20 protein-coding genes and 1 other annotated feature are annotated in these 25361 nt (G+C 30.7%); of the genes, 17 read left to right on the forward strand and 3 right to left on the reverse strand.

All coding sequences use genetic code 11. The annotated features are described in order from the left end of the window. The first annotated feature begins 5 nt into the window (after positions 1-5). From trpC to aspS, 6 genes are all read left to right on the forward strand, one after another. Positions 6-791, forward strand: a complete 786-nt coding sequence (trpC, locus tag HYG85_RS20755) for an indole-3-glycerol phosphate synthase TrpC (RefSeq protein WP_244971236.1) — start codon at positions 6-8, stop codon at positions 789-791. Continuing rightward, on the forward strand, positions 781-1395 hold the full coding sequence (locus HYG85_RS20760) for a phosphoribosylanthranilate isomerase (RefSeq protein WP_212691275.1): 615 nt from the start codon (positions 781-783) through the stop codon (positions 1393-1395). Before trpC ends, HYG85_RS20760 begins: the two co-directional genes overlap by 11 nt. 47 nt (positions 1396-1442) lie before the next feature. Continuing rightward, the gene (trpB, locus tag HYG85_RS20765) at positions 1443-2615 is read left to right on the forward strand and encodes a tryptophan synthase subunit beta (protein WP_212691276.1); all 1173 of its coding nucleotides are present in this window, start codon (positions 1443-1445) and stop codon (positions 2613-2615) included. 67 nt (positions 2616-2682) lie between these two features. Continuing rightward, a complete protein-coding gene (trpA, locus tag HYG85_RS20770; protein ID WP_212691277.1) occupies positions 2683-3456 on the forward strand; it encodes a tryptophan synthase subunit alpha in 774 nt (257 codons plus the stop codon). A 123-nt stretch (positions 3457-3579) separates the two neighbouring features. Further along, positions 3580-3814, forward strand: a binding site (T-box leader). Positions 3815-3880: 66 nt separating this feature from the next. Next, positions 3881-5140, forward strand: a complete 1260-nt coding sequence (hisS, locus tag HYG85_RS20775; protein WP_212691278.1) for a histidine--tRNA ligase — start codon at positions 3881-3883, stop codon at positions 5138-5140. An 85-nt stretch (positions 5141-5225) separates the two neighbouring features. After that, positions 5226-7019: an aspartate--tRNA ligase gene (aspS, locus tag HYG85_RS20780; RefSeq protein WP_212691279.1), complete on the forward strand. Its 1794-nt coding sequence runs from the start codon at positions 5226-5228 to the stop codon at positions 7017-7019. Between the two features lie 85 nt (positions 7020-7104). On the opposite strand, the gene HYG85_RS20785 is transcribed toward aspS, so the two are convergent. Continuing rightward, positions 7105-7926 carry a helix-turn-helix domain-containing protein gene (locus HYG85_RS20785; RefSeq protein ID WP_244971350.1) on the reverse strand — a complete coding sequence of 274 codons (822 nt, stop codon included), beginning with the start codon at positions 7924-7926 and terminating at the stop codon, positions 7105-7107. Positions 7927-8388: 462 nt separating this feature from the next. Between HYG85_RS20785 and HYG85_RS20790 the strand changes: the two genes are divergently transcribed. The 6 genes from HYG85_RS20790 to HYG85_RS20815 all read left to right on the forward strand — a co-directional run bounded on the left by HYG85_RS20790 (position 8389) and on the right by HYG85_RS20815 (position 16098). Next, positions 8389-9411 (forward strand): uroporphyrinogen decarboxylase family protein, encoded by a 1023-nt coding sequence (locus HYG85_RS20790; RefSeq protein WP_212691281.1) that lies wholly within the window; start codon positions 8389-8391, stop codon positions 9409-9411. Positions 9412-9544: 133 nt separating this feature from the next. Further along, complete coding sequence (locus HYG85_RS20795) at positions 9545-9976, forward strand: SoxR reducing system RseC family protein (RefSeq protein WP_113675521.1); 432 nt, start codon at positions 9545-9547, stop codon at positions 9974-9976. Positions 9977-10053: 77 nt separating this feature from the next. Then, on the forward strand, positions 10054-10944 hold the full coding sequence (locus HYG85_RS20800; RefSeq protein WP_113675520.1) for a helix-turn-helix domain-containing protein: 891 nt from the start codon (positions 10054-10056) through the stop codon (positions 10942-10944). 28 nt (positions 10945-10972) lie between these two features. Continuing rightward, entirely contained in the window at positions 10973-11923 is a 951-nt protein-coding gene (locus HYG85_RS20805; RefSeq protein WP_212691282.1) for an AEC family transporter, read from the forward strand. Positions 11924-12078: 155 nt separating this feature from the next. Continuing rightward, positions 12079-12909 (forward strand): nucleotidyltransferase domain-containing protein, encoded by an 831-nt coding sequence (locus tag HYG85_RS20810; RefSeq protein WP_212691283.1) that lies wholly within the window; start codon positions 12079-12081, stop codon positions 12907-12909. A gap of 72 nt (positions 12910-12981) precedes the next feature. After that, the gene (locus HYG85_RS20815) at positions 12982-16098 is read left to right on the forward strand and encodes an alpha-mannosidase (protein WP_212691284.1); all 3117 of its coding nucleotides are present in this window, start codon (positions 12982-12984) and stop codon (positions 16096-16098) included. A 50-nt stretch (positions 16099-16148) separates the two neighbouring features. Here the strand turns inward: HYG85_RS20815 and HYG85_RS20820 are convergent, their stop codons facing one another. Continuing rightward, on the reverse strand, positions 16149-17711 hold the full coding sequence (locus HYG85_RS20820; RefSeq protein ID WP_113675516.1) for a response regulator transcription factor: 1563 nt from the start codon (positions 17709-17711) through the stop codon (positions 16149-16151). Beyond that, positions 17712-19514, reverse strand: a complete 1803-nt coding sequence (locus HYG85_RS20825; protein WP_212691285.1) for a sensor histidine kinase — start codon at positions 19512-19514, stop codon at positions 17712-17714. Between the two features lie 489 nt (positions 19515-20003). On the opposite strand from HYG85_RS20825, the gene HYG85_RS20830 reads away from it, so the two are divergent. The 5 genes from HYG85_RS20830 (at position 20004) to HYG85_RS20850 (ending at position 25121) form a co-directional block, all read left to right on the forward strand. Continuing rightward, complete coding sequence (locus HYG85_RS20830) at positions 20004-20924, forward strand: ABC transporter permease (RefSeq protein WP_113675707.1); 921 nt, start codon at positions 20004-20006, stop codon at positions 20922-20924. A gap of 14 nt (positions 20925-20938) precedes the next feature. Continuing rightward, on the forward strand, positions 20939-21853 hold the full coding sequence (locus HYG85_RS20835) for a carbohydrate ABC transporter permease (RefSeq protein WP_212691286.1): 915 nt from the start codon (positions 20939-20941) through the stop codon (positions 21851-21853). Positions 21854-21925: 72 nt separating this feature from the next. Then, entirely contained in the window at positions 21926-23422 is a 1497-nt protein-coding gene (locus HYG85_RS20840) for an ABC transporter substrate-binding protein (protein ID WP_212691287.1), read from the forward strand. 82 nt (positions 23423-23504) lie between these two features. After that, a complete protein-coding gene (locus HYG85_RS20845; RefSeq protein WP_212691288.1) occupies positions 23505-24119 on the forward strand; it encodes a YesL family protein in 615 nt (204 codons plus the stop codon). Between the two features lie 15 nt (positions 24120-24134). Next, positions 24135-25121 (forward strand): glycoside hydrolase family 130 protein, encoded by a 987-nt coding sequence (locus HYG85_RS20850; protein WP_212691289.1) that lies wholly within the window; start codon positions 24135-24137, stop codon positions 25119-25121. Positions 25122-25361 lie beyond the last annotated feature (240 nt).

Raw genomic sequence — 25361 nt, forward strand, 5'->3', positions numbered from 1 at the left:
ATGAAATGGGAGATAGAATATACCTAGAAGACATTATAAAAAGCAAGAAAAAGAGGATTATAGAAAAACAATATGACCTTCATAAATTAATACAAGAAATCAGTAAAGTAAACACAAGACCATCATTTTATGATGCTATTAAACAAGAAGGTCTATCAATTATTGGTGAAATAAAAAAAGCTTCTCCATCAAAAGGCTTGATAAAAGAAGATTTCAAACCTATAGCTTTGTCCCATATTTACAAGGATTCAGTTGATGCAATCTCTGTACTTACTGAAGAAGATTATTTTTTAGGCAGAGACAGTTATCTTAGGGAGGTAAGTGATAATGTAGATATACCAACTCTATGTAAAGATTTTATTATTGATAAAAACCAAATATATAATGCTAAATTACTAGGGGCAAGCTGTGTATTACTTATTACAGCTATATTAGATAAGGAAAAGCTTAATGAATTCATAACTATCACTCACGGACTATCTATGGATGCCTTAGTGGAAGTTCATTCAAAAGAGGAAATAGAAAAAGCATTAGATGCAGGAGCTAAGATTATAGGTATAAACAATAGAGACCTTAAGACTTTCAAAACTGATATAAAAACTACTTTGCAGTTAAGGAATCATATTCCTGATGATTGTTTGGTTATTAGTGAAAGTGGTATAGACAGATTAGATTATATGAAAGATTTGAAGAAAGCTGATGTAGATGGAATATTAGTTGGTGAAACTTTTATGAGATGCGATGACATAGGTAAAATGGCTAAGGAGATGCGACTTGTATATGATACCTGATATAAAGATTTGTGGAATAAAGAACATACAGGAAATAAAGATAATCAACAAATACCCTGTAAATTATATAGGTTTTATATTTGCAGACAGTAAAAGACAAGTTACAGAAGACGAAGTAATAGAACTTAGGAAACACATTAGAAAAGATATTAAGGTTGTAGGGGTATTTGTCAATGAAAATGTTGAATATGTTAATAAATTAGTGCATTCTTGCAGGTTGGATATAGTGCAGCTTCATGGAAATGAAAGTAACGAATATTGTAAAAAAATACTATGTAAAGTATGGAAGAGCATTGCTGTAAGTGATGAGAGTAGCCTAAAAATCATTGATGCTTATCAAAATGTTGATGGTATTTTATTGGATACTTATCATAATGGGAAAAGTGGTGGTACCGGTAAAGTTTTTAGTTGGAATTTGGTCAAGAATATTTCTAAGAGCAATCAAATAGTATTGGCAGGAGGTTTAACACCAGATAATGTAGTTAGAGCAATTAATACAGTAAAACCTCAAATTATTGATGTGAATTCAGGTGTAGAAACTAACTTGAACAAAGATGAGAATAAGATAAGCGAGTTGTTTGTTGAGCTATATAAGCTTAATTAAATAATTGTAATATAGCAACTATTATAAGAGGACAGGAGGAAATAAGAATGAAAAGAAAATTTGGCGATTTCGGAGGACAATATGTTCCAGAAACATTGATGTATCCTCTAAAAGAACTGGAAGAGGCTTATGAGAAATATAAAATAGATGAAGATTTTATTAATGAGTACAAATATTATCTTAAAGAATACGTGGGAAGACAATCTCCTTTGTATTATGCTAAGACATTAACTGATTATCTTGGAGGTGCTAAGGTCTATCTAAAAAGAGAGGACCTTAATCATACGGGAGCCCATAAAATCAATAATGTCATTGGTCAGCTTCTATTAGCAAAAAGGATGGGTAAAACTAAGGTCATAGCAGAGACAGGAGCAGGACAGCATGGTGTCGCAACTGCAACAGGAGCTGCATTATTCGGTATGGAATGTACAGTTTTCATGGGAGAAGAGGATATAAGAAGACAAAAACTCAATGTTTTCAAGATGGAGCTTTTGGGAGCAAAAGTTCAGCCAGTAGTGTCTGGTACAGGTACATTGAAAGACGCTACCAATGAAGCAATAAGACAATGGGTAAAATTGGTTGAAGATACTTTCTATGTAATCGGTTCAGTAGTAGGACCCCATCCATATCCAACAATGGTTAGGGATTTTCAGAGAATAATTGGTGATGAAGCCAGACAGCAAATACTAGAAAAAGAAAATAAACTACCAGATACAGTAATAGCATGTATTGGTGGTGGAAGTAATGCGGCAGGTATATTCTATCCATTTATAGAAGAGGAGGAAGTATCACTTATAGGAGTAGAAGCAGGAGGAGAAGGTATTGGTACTGGAAAACACGCTGCGGTGTTATCGGATGGTGCAGATGGAAAAGTTGGAGTTCTCCATGGTATGAAAACCTATCTATTGACTGACGATGATGGAAATATAAAACCAGCTTTTTCTATATCAGCAGGATTAGATTACCCTGGAACTGGACCAGAACATTCATTTTTACATAATACTGGTAGAGCCAAATACGAAGCAGTAACTGACCAAGAAGCTGTACAAGCATTCAAGTTATTATCCGAAACGGAAGGTATAATACCAGCTTTAGAAAGTTCACATGCAGTTGCATATGCTCTGAAAATCGTACCAGAGATGGCAAAAGATGAAGTAGTCATCATCAATATATCTGGTAGAGGCGATAAAGATGTACAGACAATATTAAATGTCATATAAATATTCAATGTAAACCCTAAGCGGTTACACTACGCAATATAATAATAGATAATGGAGTTGATAATAAATGAACAGGATAACCAAAAAATTTCAAGAATTACAATCTAAGAATAAAAAAGCTTTTATAGGGTATCTTACAGCAGGTGACCCCAACATTGAAAAAACAGAAGAATTTGTCTATGCTTTAGAAAAAGGAGGAACAGATATTATTGAATTAGGAATTCCTTTTTCTGATCCTTTAGCAGATGGACCCGTGATACAAGATGCCGGACTTAGAGCATTGAATGCAGGTGTGACTGTTGATAAAATAATGGACTTAGTCAAGGATATAAGAAAAAATACAGAAATTCCTCTCTTGTTTTTAGTTTATTACAATACTATTTTAATATATGGAAAAGAGAAGTTCATTAGGACTTGTGAAGAAATAGGTGTTGATGGATTAATAATACCTGATTTGCCTCTTGAAGAAAGAGATGAGTTAGAAAAAATAATGGATTATGATAAACTTTGCTTGATACCTCTAGTTGCACCAACATCAAAAGATAGAATCAGAAAGATAATTGATGGATGTAACGGTTTTGTATATTGCGTTTCTTCTTTAGGAGTAACAGGTGGAAAATCTAATTTTTATTCAGATATCCAATCATATCTACAAGATGTGAAAGAAAATTCAAGTCTCCCAATAGCTGTAGGGTTCGGTATTTCTTGCAGGGATGATATAAAAAGATTAGAAGACCATGTTGATGGTGTCATTGTAGGTTCTGCTATAGTAAGAGAGATTAAGCGCTCAAAAGGGGATGTAATAGTTTTGAAAGAATATATTGAGAGTTTGACTAAATAATCAATATAAGTATAATAATATATCATAAGATAATAGGTCAATTTAAGGAAAATATCAAAAAGTACTTGACAAATCATGAATAAACGAATAAACTGTAAGAAACTATTTTACTAAGAAGATATCAATAAAACGTTGAAGAGGAAAAGTAAATTATGTCCACCTATGCAGAGAGAGAAGCCATTAGCTGGAAAGCTTCTTATAGACCATGATTGAAAGACACCTCAGAGTGATTCGTTGAACGCTAACAACTAGTAAGCGAGTTCGGTTCATCACCGTTAACAGATTATGAGTGGAAGCATGTGCTTCTATTAGGGTGGTACCGCGGAATGAATATGATTATATACATCTCGTCCCTGACTATTAAGTCAGTGACGAGATTTTTTAATTATATGGATTATTAATAAACGAATAGGAGTGAATAAATATGTTGACAAATGCACCAAGAGGAACGAAAGATATATACGGCAGTTATATGAATACTTGGAAGAAGCTTGAAGACACAGTTAATGAAATATGCACTAATTTTGGTTTTAATGAAATCAGGACTCCTATTTTTGAACATACAGAACTTTTCCAAAGAGGCGTGGGAGAAACTACGGATATTGTTCAAAAAGAGATGTATAGTTTTACTGATAAAGGTGATAGGAATATAACCCTTAAGCCAGAAGGAACAGCTGGTGTGGTTAGAGCTTATCTAGAAAGAAAAATGTATGCTGATGCACAACCTACAAAATTATTTTATATAACACCTGCTTTTAGATATGAAAGACCTCAAGCAGGTAGATATCGTCAGTTCCACCAGTTTGGAGTAGAACTTTTTGGTTCTGATAAGCCGTCAGCTGATGCAGAAGTTATTGCTCTTGCAGCTAATATGTTAAAGAATCTAGGCATTACCAATGTAGAACTTCATATCAACAGTTTAGGTGGTCCTGAATGTAGAAAGAAATATAATAATACATTAAAAGAATTCCTAAGTAAGAATATAGATTCATTATGTCCTACTTGTCTGGAAAGATATGAAAAGAATCCATTAAGAATTCTGGATTGTAAAAATGAAAATTGTCAAGCAGTATTAAAAGATGCACCTCTTGCAAAAGATGAATTGGATACTGAATGTAAGGAACATTTTGAAGAACTGCTTAGTTTATTGGATGCCATGGAAATAGAATACGTAGTTGATCCTTGGATTGTTAGAGGATTGGATTATTATACTAGAACAGTATTCGAGTTCATATCTAAGGATATTGGTGCTCAAGGAACAGTATGCGGTGGTGGAAGATACGATAAATTAATTGAAGAATGTGGTGGTTCACCTACTCCAGCAGTTGGATTCGGCGCTGGTATAGAAAGACTGATTATGACTATGGAAGCTATAAATGGTGCTAATGAAGATAAACCTACTCGTGATATCTATTTAGGATATGTAGGAGAAAATGCTAAGAAAACAACTTTTGCACTTGTTAATGAATTAAGAAATAATAATATATCTGTAGAGACAGACTTAATGTCAAGAAGTGTAAAAGCACAAATGAAATATGCTAATAAAATTGGAGCCAGATATTCAGCTATAATTGGTGATAATGAATTAGAAGAGAATTCAGTTAGAATCAAGAATATGGAAACAAGAGAACAGATAGACCTAAATATTGAAGAAATAGTTAAATACATGAAAGAGAACAAATAACTGGAACAATGACTGACAACCCATATGTTTAGGCATATTAAAAAAGTATATTAAATGAAGTTATATTAGACTAGGAGGTAACAAAATGAGTGAATCAATGCAAGGATTGAAACGAACGAATAAATGTACAGAGGTAAGTGCTAAAAATATTGATGATAAAGTAACTGTAATGGGATGGGTTCAAAAAAGAAGAGACTTGGGCGGTGTTATTTTCATCGACCTTAGAGATAGAACAGGATTGCTTCAAATAGTTTTTGATGCAAGTAGTATAGGTGATGAAGGATTTGCAAAAGCTGAAAAGCTTAGAAGTGAATTTGTAATTGCTGTTGAAGGTATTATTGAAAGCAGATCTGATGAAACAATCAATCCTAACCTAAAAACTGGAGAGATTGAAGTTAGAGCTCATTCACTTAGAATATTATCAGAGGCAGAGACACCACCTTTCCAAATTGAAGAAAATAGTAATGTAAAAGAGGACTTAAGATTAAAATACCGTTACTTAGACCTTAGAAGACCTGATTTACAAAGAAATCTTATAATGAGACATAAAGTTGCTATGATTACAAGAGAATTTTTAAGCAACGAAGAGTTTTTAGAAATAGAAACACCAATGCTTACTAAAAGTACTCCTGAAGGGGCTAGAGATTATCTAGTGCCAAGTAGAGTTCATCAAGGAAACTTTTATGCATTGCCTCAATCACCACAGATTTTCAAACAATTATTGATGTTATCAGGATATGATAGATATTTCCAAATAGCTAAATGTTTTAGGGATGAAGACCTTAGAGCAGATAGACAGCCAGAATTTACACAAATAGACATGGAATTATCATTTGTTGACCAAGAAAAAGTAATTGATGTAAATGAGAGACTTATGCAGAAGTTATTTAAGGAAGTATTGGATATTGAAATTGAGATTCCAATGCAAAGATTGACTTATAAAGAAGCTATGGATAGATTTGGTTCTGACAAACCAGACCTTAGATTCGGTATTGAACTAGTTGATTTATCTGATATAGTGAAGGATTGTGGATTCAAAGTATTCTCTGGTACTGTTGCAAGCGGTGGAAGTGTTAGAGGTATTAACGCAGAAGGTTTAGGTAATCTTCCAAGAAGACAAATTGATGCATTAGGTGAGTTAGCTAAGACATACGGTGCAAAAGGAATGGCATGGATTGTTATAAATGAAGATGGAACTTACAAATCAGCCATTACAAAATTCTTAGCAGATGAAGAAGTGGAAAACATGGTAAAAGCTATGAATGGTAAACCAGGAGACTTATTACTTTTCTGTGCTGATTCTAATGATGTAGTATATAGTACACTTGGAAACTTGAGACTTGAGATTGGTAGAAGACTTGAGCTTCTTGATGATTCAGTATATAAATTCGCTTGGGTTACAGAGTTCCCATTACTTGAATGGAACAAAGAGCATAAGAGATATACTGCTATGCACCATCCATTTACAATGCCTATGGAAGAAGATCTACAGTATCTAGAATCTGACCCTGGTAGAGTTAGAGCAATTGCATACGATATGGTTCTTAACGGATGTGAGCTTGGTGGAGGTAGTATAAGAATTCACCAAAGAGATATCCAAGAGAAGATGTTTGCAGCACTTGGATTCAGTAAAGATGATGCTTATGACAGATTTGGTTTCTTATTGAATGCATTTAAATACGGTGTACCACCACATGGTGGATTAGCTTTTGGATTAGATAGAATTATAATGTTAATGACACAATCTGATAGTATTAGAGACGTAATAGCTTTCCCAAAAGTTAAAGATGCATCTTGTCCTATGACAGAAGCTCCAGGTACTGTTGATGATAAACAGTTAAATGAATTAGGACTTAAAATTGATACTATTGAAATTTAATAATATATAGAAAAATATTTTATAAGTGCTGTCTTGTATCTCTGGTAACATTATGGGTTACCAGAGTGTGACAGCACCTTTCTTTTTATATATGCAATTTCCTATAAATGGATGGAGAAAAGTTAGTCTGTGCCTTAAATATTTCTGAAAAATAATTTTGGCTAGAAAAACCTAGATGTATACTTATTTCTTTTATTGACATATTTGTGCAGGTTAATAATGATTTTGCCAGAACTATTTTTTTATTGATTATATATTGAAGGGGAGTCATATTAAAATAGTTCTTGAAGATCTCAATAAAATAATTGGTGCTAAAACCTGCCAGATCAGCTAATTCTTTTACGGATATGTTCTTGTTGATATGTTTTTCAATATATTCGTTAATGGTATACATATCTTGGGATAGTTGATTTTTCCTTAGAGTTATCTGGTTTCCAGCTGTATATATATATTCATGTATCAGTTCATATAATTTGGAATTATAATAAAAAGAATTTCCTATATATTCGTTATGGTATGTTTTCAGCATTTCTTTAAAGATGTTAATGACTTTATGTACATCTTTACATTTGATCTTAGTGGGATATTCAACCATATCAAATAAAGAGTTTTCTCCGATTTGAGCAGTGAAGTGACACCAATACTTGATTGCCTTTTTACAGTTATGAATCTTAAAAGACTGTATTGTATTTCCTGGAAAATAATATAATTCACCTTTGTCTACAACAAAATCTATATCATCGTATTTTAACCATATACTTCCGTCTAATACTATTCCTATACTATCATATTCAAATAAATAATTATTACTAGACCATAAATGATTACATACAGTATAACCGCCATTGATAAAATTTGGTTTAACACTTCCGAATACTTGATTAAGTATCTTTGTATGGCTTGTCATTTTATCCAAGTTATTCACCTCTTTTTTATTACCATAGAAAAAGTATAGATTGTTTAAAAATATAAGTCAATAGGTAGAATATTTAATTTAACCCATTTTTGTAATAAAAGTAATTAATATATAGCAAGTAAGTCAGAAAAAGTGTTTTGTTCTGACTTGGACTTTGCAAAACAGTATATGTATATGTTACGCCAGCTACTTGCTCGTCCTGAGCAAAAAGCTGGGTTCGGCGTCCTGCCTCACTACTTCACATATACATATACTATTTTGCTTTATATTAATCTTAGATACAATCACAAAACACTTTTTCCTCTAATGTACATAAATTTTGTATAAATTATTAGCTAAAAATATAAATATCTAATCTGAATTTTGTTTAACATTACATTAGTTTTTCCTATATGAAAGAGTATTTTTATAATCTATACTATCTATAATAGATATAATATTAGGAGGATTAAAATGACAGGGAAAGAGCGTATAAGGGCAACTTTTAATAGAGAGAAGACTGATAGAAATCCATTTTGGAAGGGTAATCCAACTATAGAGACTGAGAAAATTGTTTGTGAATATTTTGGAATACCTACAGGGGATCAAATCTTGTTGAGTGAGAAATTCAATGATGATTTTGTGTGGCTTCCAGCAGGAATGGCATGGAAACATCCTAGTGGAGAAGGAATGTTTGAAGCAGTTATAGGTCATAGAGAAACATTAAGTGAAGGCGGAAAATATGCTGATATCAAGTTGGAGGATGTAGATAAGATTCCTTGGCCTGATCCAAAATATCTTGATGTAGATGAATATATTAAGATTATTACAAGAGCTAATGAAAAAGGTTTAGCAGTATTTGGTGGTATGTGGTCACCGTTTTTCCATTTGGTATGTGACTTCTTTGGAATGGAAAATTATTTTATAAAAATGTATACAGAGCCAGAGGTAGTTGAAGCAGTAACAGATAGAATAGTCAATTTTTACTTGGAAGCAAATAAAAGGATATTTGAAGCCTGTAAAGATAAAGACATACTTTTTGGTTTCTTTTTTGGTAATGACTTTGGAAGCCAATTGGATTTATTGATAAGTCCGGATATGTTCAGGACATTTGTTCTTCCTTCCTTTAAGAAATTAGTTAGTCTAGGAAAAGAATATGATCTAAAGGTAATGCTTCATTCATGCGGTTCCATATATAAGGTGATTCCAGATTTGATTAGTACAGGCATGGATGCTTTACACCCACTTCAAGCAAAAGCGAAAGGCATGTCAGCAGAAGAGTTAGCTAAGTATAAGGACGATATAATTTTCGTTGGTGGTGTAGATACTCAAGATTTATTACCAAATGCTTCGCCAGAGGATATCATCAATGAAGTAAAAAGGCTCAAGAAGATATTTGGGGACGGTTTTGTTGTATCTCCAAGTCATGAGGCATTGCAAAGTGATGTACCTTTAGAAAATATATTAGCATTAAAAGAAGTTTCAACTGAAATGTAATATATGAAAAACAAATAATATATACAATACAAAAAAATCCATAGACTTATAGTAAACATTTTGATACTATAAAGGAAATGGATTTTTATTTTTTGCTATATATATATTAGATAACATTTAGAGAGGTGAAATTATGGCAGAAACAGGCATTGTTATAAAAGAAACAGGTAAATATGTAACAGTAAAGCTTGAAAGAAGAGAAGCATGTGCTAAGTGTAGAGCGTGTACAGCAGGTTTTGAGACAAAAGATATGATTATTGAAGCTGAAAATATATGTAATGCAAAAGAAGGAGATGAAGTAGAAATTTCCTTAGAACAAAGTAATTTTCTGAAAGCTGTATTAATCATGTATACCGTACCACTAATGTTTTTATTTGTTGGTTTAGGAGTGGGTTACTTGATATCTTATGCATTTCAATTGCAGAATGTAGAGATAATAGCTGTTATATGTGGTTTTGCTCTCTTAGCAATTTCATATTTGATTATTAGATCAAATGAAGACAAATGGAGAGATAAGAAATTCAGACCAATAGCTAATAATATTGTTAGAAGCAAGGAAATATAATCAGCTTACCTGCATTTTATTTTGAAGTGGGAAAGTTGAGTTACTTTATATTAATGTAGAAACTAGGAGGTTATATCATGAAATTCGATATTGCCAAAGCATCAAAAAAATTATCTCAATTAGACTTGAAGTTTTCTAAGGGTTCTTTTGACATTGAGATGTTTTGGTTTAGAGTTATGACCGTTGAAGGTCAATGGAATATTGCTAGGCATACTCATTCTGCTTATGAATTTCATTTTGTTGCGGATGGGATGTCAATAGTAAAAATGGACACATATGAATTTAAAATAGGTAAAGGTGAATTTTATATAACTAAACCTGGTGAGTACCATGAACAGATCAACGTTGATGGTAACAAATATGTAGAATACTGTATGAACTGTCATGTTTCATTAAACAATGAAAACAACATTGAAGATTTAATAATATACAAATTCCTTAATGATAATAAGTGTAAAGCCTATAATGATTATAACGGTATCATTAATCTATTTGAAAAAGTACTATCTTGTGCATATTATGAGAAGATAGGTTACTATAATCAAATACAACTTTATATTCTCTTGATTATGATATCATCAGTTCAAGTGATTAGTAGAAATAAAGAGTATAATTATGAAGTTCCAGTAAAACATAAAAAAGACGATTATCGTTTTACTCAAATAACCCAATATATATTTGACAACATTGGTAATAAAGTCAGCGCTAAGGACATAGCTGATTATATGTATCTTAGTGAAAAACAGATAAATAGAATAATAAAAAAGAAAACAGATTTATCTACTAAACAATATATCAATAAAATAAAACTTAAAAAAGCTAAGGATCTACTTAAGAATACTGACTTACTCGTAAAAGAAATCTCAGAACAATTAGGTTTTTCCAGTGAGTATTATTTCAGCCAATTTTTTAAAAGAGAAGAAGGGTATCCTCCTGGAATATTTAGGATTAATATAATAAATTTCTGATTTGAATTTAGTTGTAAGGAGAAATAAATTGGATAACATAATATTTACCATTAATGGTGTACTACCTATTTTTTTAGTGATATTGATAGGTTATATATTAAAAAGATTAAAATTGATAAATGACGAATTTGTAAAAAAAGCTACTAAAATTGTATTTAAAGTTAGTCTGCCATGTATGATATTTCAAAGTGTCAGTGGTGTCAATACAAAAGAATTATTCAGCTCGGAGATAGTTAATTTAATATTATTTTTATTAATTACCAATATAATTCTTTTTTTACTGTCAATTCTATTAGCAGGAAAGATTGTACGTGATTTCAGGGCACGAGGACCTTTTGTACAAGGTATAGTAAGAACTAATTTCGTTATTATAGGGTATTCATTAATATTGAATTTGTTTGGAGAAGTAGCTTTGGCAAAAGCTGCTTTGCTAACAGCTTTTTTAGTGCCAATTTATAATATTATGGCTGTTATAGCTCTTACTGTTTTTATGCCCAAAGAAGAATCTCAAAATAATGTCCGGGTGACATTAGTTAATCTAGCTAAAAATCCGTTGATCATTTCTATATTCATTGGATTGATATTTGCTTCATTGCATATACAAATACCCACATTCATACATAATACAATTGAATATACTGGACAATTGACATTACCTTTATCCTTGATTTGTATAGGTGCTTTCTTTTCTTGGGATAAAGTTAAAGATAACTTCAATTATGCTTTGATTGTTACTTTCCTAAAGATTATTGTAAATCCTATAATAATGCTTACAATAGCTTATTATTTAGGTTTTAGAGGTGACAGCTTAGGTATAATATTGATTGCTTTTGCTTCACCTACTGCAATTAGCAGTTTTGCAATGTCTGATGCCATGGATAATGATAGTCAATTGGCAGCTGCTATTATAATATTGACTACAGCTTGTTCAATAGTCAGTATAATCGTGGGTATCAATATACTTGTGGGACTGACTTAAGGATATTTTATGACCCAATTTCAAAATGTCCCAAAATCTTAAATAATAGTCTAATATAAATATTTTATTGAGAGCATTCTCCAAATATAATAAAGGCATATATAAGTGTCTTTCTTATATTGGAGAATATTTTTTATTCACTAGGGGGGATGTATTTGAATTATAGAAGTAGTGAACTTCTTGAAAAAGCGAAATACTATTGTAATGAGTTATCAAAACATCACATTTTAAGTAAGTATTGGTATGAATTAGCACTTGTTCTAAAAGGAAGTACTGCTAGAGGTAATTCTGACCAGTATTCTGATATAGACTTGGTGTTTTTCTGTGACAAGAATATATTAGATAGAATAGTGAAGGATTATTATGATGAAGGTTTAATATCAAGGGAAGATGGAATCTTTTTACCCTTGCCTGAATGGATTGGACATTACAATCTTGAGTCATATGATAATTTGATAGGGTATTTTAAGGAGAAGAATTATCCAGAGATTTGGGAATACACTAATGTAATTATACTCCATGATGAGTTAAACAGGTTCAGTGGAATAATAGAGGAGTATAATGATTATGTATTTCAAGATGTTATAGCTGATATAAAGGACAAATATTTGAACTTACAATTAACTCTAGACTGGTTAAGGCATCCATTAAAAAGAGGTGACGAATTATCTGTAATTCTTCATTGTTCAAACATAATTAGGCTGATATGTCAACTAAGCTACTTGATAGATGAGAAAACTTATCCCCACGATAAATGGTTGTTTTACTATTTGAAAGAAACTGAATTTGGCAGCAGGAAAGAAAATAAAATCAAGGAATTAGGTAAGAATATTATAAATAACAATATTCCATTACAGGTAGATAAAGAACTTGATGAATATAGTCAATATGTATTGGCGGACGGTATAATAACAGATTTAAAGAATCAAATACAATTAAAATATGGAAACCAGCCTTGGTTGGATGAATGGTATTCCTTTGTATGATAATTGCTTTTTGATTTTGTAAATATTAATTAATTTTAAAATATAAATTAACTATTATAAGGAGGTCACAAGATGTTTTTTGAGATTGAAAGAATAGGTAAGTTGTTAGAAGAACTCAAGGAATTGAGATATGTGAAAAAACATACCCTTGAAAATATTCAGATGAAAGAAGGCTTGTACAAAGAAAGCTGTGAAGCTGATGAATCTAATAAGCCTTGGCAAACATTCAATAAAGATGACAGATGGGGCGGCAAAGATAAATATGCTTGGTTCAGAGGAGAATTCGAAGTAACAGAAGAATATGCAAACAAGAAATTAGTTTTTCAGGTGCTTACAGGTAAAGAAGGCGAATGGGATGCTAATAACCCACAATTCATTATCTTTGTTAATGGAAAATTAGTACAGGGACTTGATATAAATCATACTGAAATAGTTTTAACTAATCAGGCTGTTGCAGGTGAAAAATTCGTTGTTGATCTTCAAGCATATAGCGGAACAATTGATAGCTTATCAGAATGTAGAAATGTTGTTAGTATATTTGATGATACTGTAGAAAAATTATACTATGATATATATGTGCCTCTAGAAGTTATAAAATTACTTCCTAAAGAAAATAAAGATAGAATAGATACAATAAAGTTTTTAACTAATGCAGTTAACAAAATTGATTTAAGAAAACCATATAATAAAGAATTCTATGCGAGTATAAATGATGCATTGGATTATCTTGAAGACAAATACTATCATGAATTCTGTGGAGATAAGAGTGTAGTCGTAAAATGTGTTGGACATACACACATTGACGTAGCATGGCTATGGGATCTAGACCAAACTAGACTAAAAGTTCAAAGAAGTTTTTCAACAGTTTTAGAACTTATGAATCATTATGATGATTATATATTCATGTCTAGTCAACCACAATTATATAAATTCTTAAAAGAAGATAGACCTGATTTATATGAACAAATCAAAGAGCGTATAAAAGAAGGACGTTGGGAGCCTGAAGGAGCTATGTGGGTTGAAGCGGATTGTAACCTAAGCTCAGGTGAATCTTTAGTTCGTCAAGTTGTTTATGGTAAGCAGTTCTTCAGAAATGAATTCGGTGTGGAGAATAAAATTCTATGGTTGCCAGATGTTTTCGGTTATAGTGCAGCTTTACCACAGATCTTGAAAAAATCTTCCGTAGATTATTTTATGACAACAAAGATTAGTTGGAATGAATACAATAAATTACCTTATGATACTTTTGAATGGGAAGGTCTTGACGGTACTAAGATTTTGACACACTTCATTACTACAGCTAATTTTGATGATCTTCCAGAAAGATTCTTTACTACTTATAATGGTTATATTGATCCAAAATCTGTTAAAGGAGCTTGGGAAAGATATCAACAAAAAGATTTAAGCGATGAAGTACTAATAAGCTATGGCTTCGGCGATGGTGGTGGTGGACCAACTAAAGATATGTTAGAGATATCAAAACGTCTTGAAAAAGGTGTGAAAGGTTGTCCTGCTGTCAAGTTAACTACAGCAACAGATTTCTTTGAGACACTAGATGGAAATGTTTCAGACAATAATAAATTACCTCGCTGGGTAGGAGAATTATATTTTGAATACCACAGAGGAACATTGACTAGTATGGCAAGAAACAAACGTTACAATAGAAAATCCGAATTTTTATATGAAGGTATTGAGTGGTTATCATCAATGGCTAATTTGGTTGATGGAGTTCCTTATCCAAAAGAAGATATATATAATGGTTGGGAAACTATATGCCTAAATCAATTCCATGACATAATACCAGGTTCATCAATCAAAAAGGTATATGATGATTCAAAAGAACAATATGAAGAGATTATAGCTAAGGGTAATGAAATAAAAGATAGTTCTATAGATGCTATCACCAAGAATATTGATGTTGATGAAGAATCAGTTGTAGTATTCAATCCACTATCATTTGATAGAGCAGAAATAATCGATTTTGAATACCCAGAACAGGTATGTGTATATGATGGTGATGAAAAACTTTTAACTACTTATAGTAATGGTACTATCTCTTTCTATGCTAATGTACCAGCAAAAGGGTATAAAACATTCAGTATAAGAAAAGAAGCAAATGAATCTTCTAATGAATTGATAGCTGATAAAGCTCATCTAGAAAATGAGTTCTATGATATTAGATTAGATGACAAGGGACATATTATTTCATTATTGGATAAGAGAGTCAACAGACAGGTATTAAAAGAAGGTGAAAGAGGTAATGTTCTTCAAGCATTCGAAGATAAACCTCATAACTGGGATGCATGGGACATCAATATCTATTATCAAGAAAAAATGTGGGAAATAGATGATGTAGCGAGTATAGAAGTGGTAGAGAAAACTTCACTAAAGGCTACTTTAGAGATTAAGAGGAATTTCATGGATTCTACTATAATTCAATTAATGACTATATATCATAACGTTCCAAGAATTGATTTTGATACTACTATAGATTGGAAAGAAAAACATATACTTGTAAAAGCAGCATTCCCTGTAGATATCCATGCAGATAAAGCTACTTATGATATTCAGTTTGGTAATGTTGAGAGACCTACACATTGGAATACTAGTTGGGACACTGCAAAATTTGAGGTGTGTGGTCATAAGTGGGCTGACTTGTCAGAAGATAATTATGGTATAAGTTTATTGAATGATTGTAAGTATGGTCATGATATAAAAGATGGCAATATTAGATTGACATTATTAAAATCAGCAACTGTACCTAATGAAGATGCTGATAGAGAAGTTCATAACTTCAAGTATTCATTATATCCTCACATTGGTGATTGGAAAGATGGAGGAACTGTTAAGCAAGCATATGAAGTCAACGTACCAGTACACACTAGTGTAGTTGGTTCAAATCAGGGTACAATGCCTAAAGAACTATCTTTTGTAAATATTGATAGTGAAAATGTTATAGCTGAAGTAGTTAAGCAAGGAGAATATAGTGATGATATTATAGTCCGTGTGCATGAATGCTATAATAGAAGAACTAATGCTAAGCTTACATTCTTTAAAGATCTGAAAGAAGTTGTTGAGTGTGATCTAGAAGAAAGAGAAGTATTAAACAATATAGAAACTGCAAATGGAGAATTCCAGTTTGAAATTAAACCATATGAAATTAAAACATTCAAATTAATATTGAAATAGTTGATTCAAAAAAAGGAACTGTTATTAAACAGTTCCTTTTTTAATGATAGTTATTTTAATGATTTATAATCGGTAGGAGAGACACCAGTATATTTCTTGAATATCCTATAAAAATAATTAGGGTCCATATAACCGACTTTCTTGGCAATCTGAGCCGTTTTAAGATTGCTTTCCAGTAAATATTCCTTAGCTCTGTCGATTCTATAATTATTCAGGTAATTAGGAAATGATACACCAGTTTCTTTTTTGAATAACTGTCCCAGGTAAGTTGTATTTATGTTGAACTGAAAGCTTAGAGTTTTTAAAGAAAGCTCTTTGCTGTAATTTTTATGAATATACTTTAATACCTGATATACTACTGGACTAGTTGAGGTTTCTTTTTCATTTAGTTTATCTATTATATAGGTGAATAGATCTTTTAAAGTTTCTTTAAGTATTTTTAAGTCATGTATGTTGTGTATAGTAGATAGTAAATTTGATTGATGATTTATAATTTCGTTTTGAAATAGAACAAATTGACTGCTCATGGATTTATATAATGTTAATAAGATTTTTACAACAATCATTTTCAGATGTTCTGGAGTTATTCCAGGTATATTGATGACTTCATCAAATAGTTTGTCTATATAGTCAAACAATTCTTCTTTGTTCTTGGATACCAGTGAAGATGCTATAAAATTATGGTCTATAGATATTAGGTTTTCTACTTTCAATTTACTATCATCAATTAAATCATTACATATAACCTTTTTATTTGGGTATATCAGAAAGTACTCAAAAAGTTTTCTTGCTGTCTTATAACTTTTAGAAAGTTCTTTATAAGATATAACTGTTGGTCCTAGAGTTATATGTACTTTTACATTAAGAGAAGTTATATTATCATATATTCTACCTAGTATATTGAGTATATAAGAATCTCTATCATCATATTGTTCATGGGTGAATATCAAAACAAAATTACCATACATGTCTTCAAAGGACATTATTTTACCATCGGATTTTATATAGTTATAACAGATGTTGTATATCTTGGATACTTGAGAGTTTACATTGCTGTCTAATGTAATATTGATTATTGCCACACTATAGCAGGAACTATCCGTAATTATTTGCAGCATATCTGCTCTATTTCTAAGTTCTTCTGAAGTAATTGAATCATTTACCCATCTAGATAAGATATTGCCTCTTAATATATGCCATTCACTATTATCAGGTGTAAAAATAACCTTGGATGTTGCTAGATCAAGACTCTTGACTGTTTCTTCCAGAGTAGCAGTCAATTCATCTGTATTAACTGGTTTTGTCAGGTAGTTCTCTATACCAAGCTTTATACCTTCCTTAACGTATTCAAAGTCATTATATCCACTTAGTATTAAACATTTACAATTAGGATTTAGTATTTTTGCTTCTGATATAAGTTCTAGACCTTGCATCTTAGGCATTTTTACGTCAGTTATGAGAATATCAACATGAGTGAATTTCATGAAATCAAGAGCGTCTTTTCCATTATAGGCTTTACCGACAACTGTTAAATTCAATTTAGCCCAATCTATTAACACTTCAAGTCCGTCAACAATAAAAGGTTCATCATCAACTAATAAAACATTATACATTTATAAATCTCCCTTCTTCTTTGCAGGTATATGAATTGTCACCTTGGTTCCAACATTTTTTTGTGAGGATATTTTTAGTCCATAAGAATCACCATATACTATCCTCAATCTTTCATGAACATTATATATTCCTATACTAGTAGGCTGTACCTCATGCTCAAGAGCCAATTTTATATTATTTAGAGTACTTTCTTCTATTCCACATCCATTATCTTCTATTTCGATATAGATATCCTTATCCTTGAAATAACTATTAATGGTAATACTATTGTTTGTTGCATCCAAATTTATTCCATGAACAATATAGTTTTCTACTATGGGTTGTAATGATAGTTTAACTATACTATAAGACAGCATGGATTCTTCAACATTTAAGTTTACAGTTAATTTATTATTATATCTAATTTGAAATAATTTCAAATATAATTGACAGTGTTCAAGTTCTTTTTCTATAGTAGTTATGGTTTCGGTCTTTAATGAATTCCTGAAGAAGGTTGCTAAGATATATATCATTTCACTTACATCTTTTGCACCACTTACGGCAGCTCTCATTCTAATGGATTCTAATGTATTATATAAAAAGTGTGGATTTATTTGAGCTTGTAAAGATTTTAGTTCAGCACTTTTTTGTTTAACCTGATATACATATACTTTTTCAATATAATCATTCAGGTCATCGCACATCTTGTTAAAATTATTGGAGATAGCTGTTAATTCATCTTTTTTATTTTTTGTTTTTATGCGTACTGATAAATCACCATTACGTACTTTTTTTATAGCTGATGTTATGTTATGCAAACGACTTGAATAAGATGCAGTAAATAAAATAGACAAACCGATAATTGCTATTATACATAATATTGTAACTAATAAAATTAACAAAATAGTAGGTTTTACATAATTTTGAATGATCTTTTTGGGTATTACACCTAGAATAACTATATCAGCATCTGTATTCTTAATTGATTTTACATAGGTAGAATCAACTAGCCTATAATTATGATTTGAATATCTAATGATATCAGGATCAATGTTTTGGTTATACTCATTAGCCGAATCAAAAACTACATTATTATTGTTTGTGAGTATTTTGACATGTCCAGGATTGATGCTGTTTGAATTATTGAATATACTATTATGAATACTCTTGCTGTCATAATTAATTATTATTTTTCCTACAGGTCTTAATGAAATAGGATTCTGAATGGTTAATATATAGCTGTAAGTACTAGACGTAGAACTATCAGTAGGACAGTTTGTCTTGAATATGGCTTTTTCTGTAAGGGGGTACTTACTCAATTCTTCTTTATAACTCTTGAATAATTCTGTATCATTATTATAATATTTTGATTCAGTTTCGCCATTAAAGGTATATAGGAATTCGCTTTTTATACTATATAGTATTATGCTGTCAATATCCCTATCCTGTAATAGTGAAATCTCCAGATAAGCATTTAGTCTGGCGAAATGTGATATGTTATTTTTGAAGTAACTATTCAAAGAATAAGTATAAAAATCAGGGTAACCAATTTCTAAAAAAGTTAAAACAGAGTCAGCATAAGATTTATTCACATAAAGATTGTTTAATATATTCTGCGAAGTATTGTATTTTGATGTTAGAGTATAATAGGTTTCATCTATCAATCTTGAATTAGCATTCTTAATCTCTTTTGTTTTATTATCATTAATTATATATATAGATAAACAAGATAAACATGTAAGAAAAATTATTGCTATGAGTGAGTAAAAAGTTATGATTTTTTTGAAAAGCTGGTTTTTAATGTTTGATATCCATCTTGTCAATTTTGCAACACATCCAATCTTAAATAAATATTTCTAGTTGAGTATGTTTATATTATAATATGAAATTACTTTTTAGTCCATCAATAATGTAAGATATAACTAATTAGAAAAAAATATATAAAAAAAATCTAGTAAATATAAATAATTTATAGTTGTTTTGTGATAGTTGCAGTAAAAAAATAATAGTGAAAACTAATATTTGTGTAATATCTATAACATCTGCAAATGAACAAGTATTATGCATATAAACAGTGATTATTATTGATAAATGGACAACTTTTTGCTATAAAACCAAATGATTTTATATATGGATATAAGTAAAATATATAATTATAACTAGGAAAGTGATATTTTTATAGTAAAACTAAACAATTTAAACTAGAGAATATTGAAGATAGCTTATATAATATACATACGTTAGCGATAAATAAAGACAGGTAGGTGATAAAGGTAGTGAAAGCTTTAACTAACAAAAAGACTACTTTTAAAATGACGAGCAACATTAAAAGAAATTTTGCTTTATTATTAATGATTTTACCAGGGGCAATATGGTTGATTGTATTTAAGTATTTGCCGATGTTTGGAGTTGTTATTGCATTTAAAGATTTTAGATATTTTCCTGGTGGTTTCATTAACAGTTTATTAAAAAGTGATTGGGTCGGCTTTGATAATTTTAAGTTTCTATTCAGTTCCAGTGATGCATTCATAATAGTTAGAAATACAATATGTTATAATGCTGTATTCATACTTACTGGGACGATTCTTTCTGTAGCATTTGCAATCATGCTTAATGAAATGACTAGAAAAAAATTAAGTAAAATATATCAGACAAGCATGTTTTTTCCATATTTCTTATCTTGGGTAATTGTTTCATATTTTGTATATACCTTTTTAAGTTTGGACAAAGGAATAGTTAATAATATCTTGGTTTCTTTAGGTATGGACAAGATATCTTGGTATTCTGAGCCTGGAAAATGGCCTTTACTATTAGTATTTATTAATAACTGGAAAAATCTTGGGTATAGTATAGTCTTTTATTTAGCTGCAATTTGTGGTATAGATAAGGCGTATTATGAATCTGCAATGTTGGATGGAGCTACAAAATGGCAGCAGATCAAACATATTACTTTACCACACTTAAAACCATTGATCATTACACTGACAATATTAGCTATTGGAAGAATCTTTAGTGCTGATTTCGGTCTTTTCTATAATGTACCAAAAGAATCAGGACCTTTATTTCCTGTAACTAATGTAATTGATACCTATGTATATAGAGGTTTGATAAAATCAGGTGATGTGGGTATGAGTACGGCAGCAGGTTTATTCCAATCATTTGTAGGATTCATATTGATTATGGTTACAAATGGTATTGTTAGAAAAGTAGATAAAGAAAACGCAATATTCTAGTGGAGGTGAAATAAATGGCTAAAAATAAAAGAAAAAGAAGTTTCCATGATATTTCTAAAAAATCAGATATAATTATAACAGTATTTTTTGGCTTGTTTTCACTAATGTGTATTGTGCCATTCATAACAGTTATAATGTCATCTATAACAGATGAAGCAGTTTTGAGAGTTAATGGATATTCTTTATTTCCAGCAAAATTTGATTTTGCTGCTTATGAATATATATTTAAGACAGGTACACAGATTATAAAATCTTTTGGTGTATCAGTATTTATAACGGTTGTTGGAACAATCATTAGTGTTACAGTAACAGCTTTCTATGCTTATGCATTATCTAGAAAGTGTTTTAAATACAAGGGTTTCTTCAATTACATGGCATTTTTTACTATGTTGTTTGGTGGTGGACTTGTACCAACTTATTTAGTTGTAACAAGGGTAGTTAAACTTCAAAATACTATATGGGCCCTTATCTTACCATTAACGGTGAATGCTTTTTATGTTATAGTTATGAGAACATTCTTTAGAACTAGTGTGCCGGATTCCATAATTGAAGCATCACAAATTGATGGTTCAGGTGAATTTAGAACATTTTTTAAGATAATACTACCTATATCATTACCTTCTGTTGCATCTATTGCTTTATTTACAACTTTAGGATATTGGAATGATTGGTTTAATGCATTATTATATATTGATTCTGCACAAGTAACTCCTATACAGTACTTATTGATGAAGATTGAGAAACAGATGGAGTTTCTTATTCAAAATGCAAATGAAATGGGTATGAGTAGACAAGAAGTCAACAAGCTGCCTTCTGAAACGTTGAGAATGGCAATTGTAGTTATATCAACAATACCTATAGCTTGTGCATATCCTTTTTTTCAAAAGTATTTTATACAAGGACTTACAGTAGGTTCAGTAAAAGGTTAATATAAGTGTATTATTTGCTATTATCAGCAATTTAATATAGAGTTAAATTTCAATTCAAAGGGAGGAAATATAATGTTTAAAAAAAGTTTAATTTTAGTTTTAGCATTAATGCTTGCTTTATCAACAATGTTAGTAGGGTGTGGAGAAAAGAAAGATGATAAAAATCAAACAGATTCTACTAATTCAGGTTCAGACAAAGAGAAAGAAAAGCCAGTTAATCTGACTTGGTATACAATTGGTACACCTCAAAAGGATGAAGCTCTTGTAGAAGAAGAATTAAATAAATATTTATTAGAAAAAATCAATGCTACAGTTGATATCAAGATGTTTGACTGGGCTGAATACAATCAAAAAATGCAAGTTAAGATTGCTTCAGGAGAAAACTTTGACCTAATGTTTTCATGTTCTTGGGCTAATGACTTTGCTTCAAATGTATCAAAGGGTGCATTACTTCCACTTGATGATTTAATCAACGAGTATGGAAAAGGTATCAAAGATAACTTACATCCATTATTCTTAGAAGGTGCAACTATTAATGGTAAAATCTACGGATTGCCTACTAATAAAGAATTAGGATGGCAGGCAATGTGGATCATCAATAAAGACCTAGCTGATAAATATGATATTGATGTTAGCAAAATTACTACTTTAGAAAGCTTAGAGCCATATTTACAAATTATCAAAGACAATGAGCCAGAAGTAGTACCATTGACTCTTGATAAGCAAAGTGCTCCATATATTCCTAATATAGATGATTTCTTAGGAGCTAACTTACCATTTGGTATAAAACTTGATGATGATTCAAAGATTGTCAACACATACGAAACTGAAGAAGCAATGGAAATATTCAAGACAATGCACAGATATTATGAAAAAGGATTCGTTCATCCAGATGCAGCAATCAATACAGTTGGAGACTACAATAAATCAGGAAATTACTTCATAGCGAAAGCACACTATCAACCATATGCAGAATTGATATGGCATGATGGAGATTTCAGTATGTCAGAGATAGCAATTATGCCTGTACATGAGCCTTATGCAAATAATAGTTCAACTCGTGGTGCTATGCAAGGTATTTCAGTAACTTCTGAACATCCAGAAAAAACAATGGAATTCTTGAATCTATTATATACTGATGAGTATGTAGTTAATCTAATTGATTATGGTATTGAAGGAACTCATTATAATAAAGTTGATGACAAACATATATCTAAGACTGAACAAGGTAAAAAATCATATGTGTTCCCAGGATTTTCTATTGGTAACTTATTCAACACTTATTCATTAGAAGGTACTCCAGATGATAAATGGGATAAATTCGAAGAATTCAACAACTCATGTATCAATGCTCCATCATTAGGATTTACTCCTGACCTATCATCAGTTAAGACTACAATGTCAGCTGTTACTAACGTGGCTGAAGAAGTAAATGCTTCTATTCAATTAGGAGTAGTTGATCCTACTGAATATGTTCCAAAAGCTATTGAGAAATTTAAAGCAGCAGGAATAGATAAAGTAATTGAAGAACTTCAAAAACAATATGATGAGTGGCGTGCAAATAAGTAAGAATTGATATAAATTTAATACTAAAAGGGGCTGATAGCCCCTTTTATACTAATAAATATACTTTGAAAAGAGGTGCTTGGAATTGGGAAAATTATTTTCTATAGATAGTTTATTTTATAGAATAGGAACAATCATTATTGATTTATTTTACATGAATTTGCTATGGATATTGTTTACCATATTAGGATTAGGCATTACAGGTGGAGCATCCACTACAGCTTTATACTATGTGATGTTGAGAAGAGCTGAAGATAAGGGTAATTGTAATTTCAAAGAGTTCTTTTATGGTTTTAAGAAAAACTTTAAGAAATCTACTATAGTCTGGATTGTTCTTGTATCAGTATTTTCAATAATATATGTTAACATCAATAATATCACCTTTTTTCAAAGTATAATTGGAAATACATATATGACAATGTTTCTTTTTGCAGTCCAATTGTTGGTGCTCATTGAAATATTGATTATAAGCATATATATATTTTCTTTATTGGCAATGTATGATAAACCAGTTAACCTTTTATTTAAGGTAGCATTTGTTTTAGGTAATAAGTATTTTTTTACAACATTAACTTGCTTAGCACTCATGATAATTGTTCTTATTGGTTTATTTCATGTACCGATTATACTTTGTGCAGGTATAAGCGGTCTGATTATGCTTACATCTTTGATTATAAAAGATAAAATTATATTAGAATAAAGGAGATAGACATCAATGGGAAAATATAAGATTATTGGTGAACCATTAAAAAACATTCCATGGGAAGAAAAACCAACTGATTGTAAAGAAGTGATTTGGCGTTCTAATATGAACCCAATAATAAAAAGAGATCATCTACCAACATCAAATAGTATCTTCAATAGTGCTGTTGTTCCATTTGAAGATGGTTTCGCAGGTGTTTTTAGATGTGATGATAAAAGAAGAGAAATGAGAATTCATGCAGGATTCAGTAAAGACGGAGTTAATTGGGATATCAACAAAGAGCCTATAAAATTCAACTGCGATATTGAACAAGTAAAAGAATTTGAATATGCTTACGATCCTAGAGTGGTATGGATAGAAGATAGATACTATGTAACATGGTGTAATGGATTCCACGGACCAACTATAGGTATAGCATATACTTATGATTTCAAAGAATTTCATCAATTAGAAAATGCATTTTTACCTTTTAATAGGAATGGAGTGCTTTTCCCTAAAAAGATAGATGGTAATTTTGCAATGCTAAGTCGTCCAAGTGACACTGGACATACTCCTTTTGGAGATATATTCTATAGTGAAAGTAATGACTTGGAATTCTGGGGTAGACATAGACATGTAATGGCACCTAGAGGCTGGTGGCAAAGTACTAAAATTGGAGCAGGACCAGTACCTATTGAAACTAGCGAAGGATGGTTATTAATTTATCATGGAGTACTGACTTCTTGTAATGGTTATGTATATCATTTCGGAGCTGCATTACTTGATTTAGAAAAACCTTGGAAAGTAATTGCTAGAACTGAGCCTTATCTATTAGCTCCAAGAGAATTATATGAGTGTGTAGGGGATGTTCCTAATGTAGTATTCCCATGTGCAGCATTAACTGATAGTGAAACAGGAAGAATTGCTATATATTATGGTGGAGCAGATACAGTTACTTGTTTAGCATATACTCAAGTAGATGAATTAGTAGAGTTCATCAAATCAAATTCAAAATTATAAAATAATTCGAGGGTCAAGTAATAGTGGGTACAATCTGCTTTTGCTTGACCCTTAAATAATAGTTTTTCTATAGTTTTTGTAAGAAAATGTCGTCTGTTATACCAGCCTTTGCAGTTGGAGTTTTAAATTGGATGAGTATTTAACTTATTAAAAGTAAGTTATTTTGATGTTATACTTAATAAATTGTGATATATAATGAAAATATATTTTGAAAAATAAAATTTAACATTATAATCATTT

The organism is Vallitalea guaymasensis, from assembly GCF_018141425.1.
GTDB classification, from domain to species: Bacteria; Bacillota; Clostridia; order Lachnospirales; family Vallitaleaceae; genus Vallitalea; species Vallitalea guaymasensis.

What these genes read in the sequence shown, in the direction of transcription:
- HYG85_RS20760 (WP_212691275.1), top strand. Translation starts at nt 781, where the DNA reads ATGATACCTGATATAAAGATTTGTGGAATAAAGAACATACAGGAAATA.
- HYG85_RS20795 (WP_113675521.1), top strand. Translation starts at nt 9,545, where the DNA reads ATGGCAGAAACAGGCATTGTTATAAAAGAAACAGGTAAATATGTAACA.
- trpA (WP_212691277.1), top strand. Translation starts at nt 2,683, where the DNA reads ATGAACAGGATAACCAAAAAATTTCAAGAATTACAATCTAAGAATAAA.
- trpB (WP_212691276.1), top strand. Translation starts at nt 1,443, where the DNA reads ATGAAAAGAAAATTTGGCGATTTCGGAGGACAATATGTTCCAGAAACA.
- HYG85_RS20815 (WP_212691284.1), top strand. Translation starts at nt 12,982, where the DNA reads ATGTTTTTTGAGATTGAAAGAATAGGTAAGTTGTTAGAAGAACTCAAG.
- HYG85_RS20800 (WP_113675520.1), top strand. Translation starts at nt 10,054, where the DNA reads ATGAAATTCGATATTGCCAAAGCATCAAAAAAATTATCTCAATTAGAC.
- HYG85_RS20830 (WP_113675707.1), top strand. Translation starts at nt 20,004, where the DNA reads ATGACGAGCAACATTAAAAGAAATTTTGCTTTATTATTAATGATTTTA.
- HYG85_RS20835 (WP_212691286.1), top strand. Translation starts at nt 20,939, where the DNA reads ATGGCTAAAAATAAAAGAAAAAGAAGTTTCCATGATATTTCTAAAAAA.
- hisS (WP_212691278.1), top strand. Translation starts at nt 3,881, where the DNA reads ATGTTGACAAATGCACCAAGAGGAACGAAAGATATATACGGCAGTTAT.
- HYG85_RS20850 (WP_212691289.1), top strand. Translation starts at nt 24,135, where the DNA reads ATGGGAAAATATAAGATTATTGGTGAACCATTAAAAAACATTCCATGG.
- trpC (WP_244971236.1), top strand. Translation starts at nt 6, where the DNA reads ATGGGAGATAGAATATACCTAGAAGACATTATAAAAAGCAAGAAAAAG.
- HYG85_RS20790 (WP_212691281.1), top strand. Translation starts at nt 8,389, where the DNA reads ATGACAGGGAAAGAGCGTATAAGGGCAACTTTTAATAGAGAGAAGACT.
- HYG85_RS20785 (WP_244971350.1), bottom strand. Translation starts at nt 7,926, where the DNA reads ATGACAAGCCATACAAAGATACTTAATCAAGTATTCGGAAGTGTTAAA.
- HYG85_RS20820 (WP_113675516.1), bottom strand. Translation starts at nt 17,711, where the DNA reads ATGTATAATGTTTTATTAGTTGATGATGAACCTTTTATTGTTGACGGA.
- HYG85_RS20840 (WP_212691287.1), top strand. Translation starts at nt 21,926, where the DNA reads ATGTTTAAAAAAAGTTTAATTTTAGTTTTAGCATTAATGCTTGCTTTA.
- aspS (WP_212691279.1), top strand. Translation starts at nt 5,226, where the DNA reads ATGAGTGAATCAATGCAAGGATTGAAACGAACGAATAAATGTACAGAG.